The organism is Chryseobacterium sp. RR2-3-20 (genome assembly GCF_017808115.1).
Lineage (GTDB): Bacteria > Bacteroidota > Bacteroidia > Flavobacteriales > Weeksellaceae > Chryseobacterium > Chryseobacterium oryzae.
The window spans coordinates 1-1,069 of the sequence record NZ_JADQBD010000156.1 but is presented as its reverse complement, the minus strand read 5'-3'; the positions used below and the strand labels follow the sequence as shown (position 1 = coordinate 1,069).

The window sequence follows — 1,069 nt, the reverse complement described above, 5'->3', positions numbered from 1 at the left end:
TGGGGGGACCATCCTCCAAGGCTAAATACTCCTGAAAGACCGATAGTGAACAAGTACTGTGAAGGAAAGGTGAAAAGCACTTCGAATAGAAGGGTGAAATAGAACCTGAAACCGTACGCCTACAAGCGGTCGGAGCACCAATAAGGTGTGACGGCGTGCCTTTTGCATAATGAGCCTACGAGTTAATTTTACTAGCGAGGTTAAGGACTTCAGGTCCGGAGCCGGAGCGAAAGCGAGTCTGAATAGGGCGCATAGTTAGTAGGATTAGACGCGAAACCTTGTGATCTACCCATGGGCAGGTTGAAGCTTTGGTAACACAAAGTGGAGGACCGAACCGGTTGACGTTGAAAAGTCTTCGGATGACCTGTGGGTAGGGGTGAAAGGCCAATCAAACTGGGAGATAGCTCGTACTCCCCGAAATGCATTTAGGTGCAGCGTCGCAAATGAGTTTATTAGAGGTAGAGCTACTGATTGGATGCGGGGGAGTCAAATCCTACCAATTCCTGACAAACTCCGAATGCTAATAAATGTTCTGCGGCAGTGAGGGCATGGGTGCTAAGGTCCATGTCCGAGAGGGAAAGAACCCAGACCAACAGCTAAGGTCCCCAAATATATGCTAAGTTGAAGCAACGCGGTTGGACTGCATTGACAGCTAGGATGTTGGCTTGGAAGCAGCCATTCATTTAAAGAGTGCGTAACAGCTCACTAGTCGAGCGGTCCGGCATGGATAATAATCGGGCATAAGCATATTACCGAAGCTATGGATTTATAATTTATTATATCTGGTAGGGGAGCATTCTGTTTGCGCCGAAGCAGTATCGTGAGGTATTGTGGAGCGGACAGAAAAGAAAATGTAGGCATAAGTAACGATAAAGGGGGCGAGAAACCCCCTCACCGAAAGACTAAGGTTTCCTCAGCCATGCTAATCAGCTGAGGGTTAGTCGGGACCTAACGCGCACCCGAAAGGGGTAGTGGATGGACAATGGGTTAATATTCCCATACTTGCTCACACTAAAAAGGGGACGGAGTGCCGTACTTACTGAAGACTGACGGAATAGTCAAGACCTAG

The 1,069-nt window shown here is 48.3% G+C and carries 1 rRNA gene; it reads left to right on the top strand.

Features of this window, described 5'->3' with window-relative positions:
- Positions 1-1,069 (top strand): 23S ribosomal RNA (locus IV513_RS15465); the annotation flags it as partial.